3 protein-coding genes are annotated in these 1,398 nt (G+C 47.4%); 2 read left to right on the top strand and 1 reads right to left on the bottom strand.

Annotated elements, in window-relative coordinates; all coding sequences use genetic code 11:
• A partial coding sequence (locus tag ACWHAR_RS21355; RefSeq protein ID WP_452087753.1) for an NAD(P)/FAD-dependent oxidoreductase occupies nucleotides 1-894 on the bottom strand: 894 nt, incomplete at its 3' end.
• A 158-nt stretch (nucleotides 895-1,052) separates the two neighbouring features.
• Here ACWHAR_RS21355 and sspG point away from each other — a divergent pair.
• Together sspG and ACWHAR_RS21345 are read left to right on the top strand one after the other, a co-directional pair.
• Nucleotides 1,053-1,199 (top strand): acid-soluble spore protein SspG, encoded by a 147-nt coding sequence (gene sspG / locus ACWHAR_RS21350; protein ID WP_003228613.1) that lies wholly within the window; start codon nucleotides 1,053-1,055, stop codon nucleotides 1,197-1,199.
• Nucleotides 1,199-1,398 (top strand): hypothetical protein (locus tag ACWHAR_RS21345; RefSeq protein ID WP_452087752.1); only part of this gene is annotated, 200 nt, incomplete at its 3' end. The genes sspG and ACWHAR_RS21345, both read left to right, overlap by 1 nt.

The following is a 1,398-nucleotide window of genomic DNA, read 5'->3' as shown; positions in this document are numbered from 1 at the left end:
ATCAGCAAGACCCGGTGCAACGGCTAACGCTTTGCTCAATACTTCGTGCTGGCCTCCGGCTGTCACACGAAGATCATCAAGGCCGGCATCGTTTTCGTGTGTGGCGCCGGCTACAATTCTGCCGTTATCAAACGAAAGAATGTACTGATCACTCGGCGGCATTACAACCGGCCACGATCCTGTATCTGCATCTGTCATTTCAAAATGCATAATCTGCGCTTTTTGAAATGACACTTGAAAATGAATGCCAAGAGGCTTCAATATCTCATTGGCCCATGCTCCCGCTGTCACAATCACCGCGTCAGCCGCAAACTGCTTTGCATCTGTTTGAACGCCGGTGACTGTTCCGTTTTCAAAAAGCAAAGACGCATTTCCTTTGATGATCGTTGCGCCGTGTTTCTCTGCAGCGCTTAAAAGCGACCGGCACAGCGCTCTCCCGTTCACACGGGCGGCACCGCTGATATGAACCGATTCATAGCCGTCAGCTAAAATCGGAAACAGCTTTTTCGTTTCACTTGCAGACAAGCGGGTAATGTCGCCGATTTCCGGCGCATCCTCCCGTCTCTTATACGCTCTTTCCTCCATTTTATCGAGTTTAGACGCGTCAGTATGAATGCTGATGGCACCGACACGTTTGTATCCTGTATCCGATTCACCGTCTTTTTCCAATTGATGGATTAAATCCTTATAGTACCGGGCTCCCCCCTTAGCAAGCTGGTACCAATCCTGATTACGGCGTTGCGAGAGCCATGGACAGACGATCCCCGCCGCCGCATCAGTCGCTTGTCCCGGCTCTTTCCGATCAATGACAGTAACGCGAGCGCCTGATTTTGCGAGATGATAAGCCGTCGACGCGCCCAGAATCCCTGCGCCGACGATGATGTACGATTTCATATGCAAACACCTTTTCTATTATAATGTCTATTCATTTTACCAAATAGAATGCTTTCCTTCGACCTTTTGCCCTAATGTGGAAAAACCGCGAAGTTCGTCCAATCTCTTTACTCTCCTATCGAATATCCTGTCACTATCAATAGAGAAAGGATGATACCATGAGCGAAAATCGTCATGAAAATGAAGAAAACAGACGCGATGCGGCAGTCGCAAAAGTCCAAAACAGCGGTAATGCAAAAGTCGTGGTCAGCGTGAATACAGATCAGGATCAGGCACAGGCGCAGTCACAAGACGGAGAAGACTAATGAACGAAAACATCATTCCTCTCAACAGACATACTCAAGAGATACCCACTACTGAATCTGTTATCAAAAACAGCGGCAACTCAGAGGTCCATATCGACATTCACATTGATACAATGCCAATTGCTTTTGCTATATTATGCTCTGCATTAGCCGCAAAGCAGATGACAAAAGAGGAATTCGATATGGCTTATACTCAATT

Source organism: Bacillus sp. LR--39, from assembly GCF_053613335.1.
Note: the sequence above shows the minus strand (reverse complement) of the source record. Positions and strands in the feature narration are given on the sequence as shown.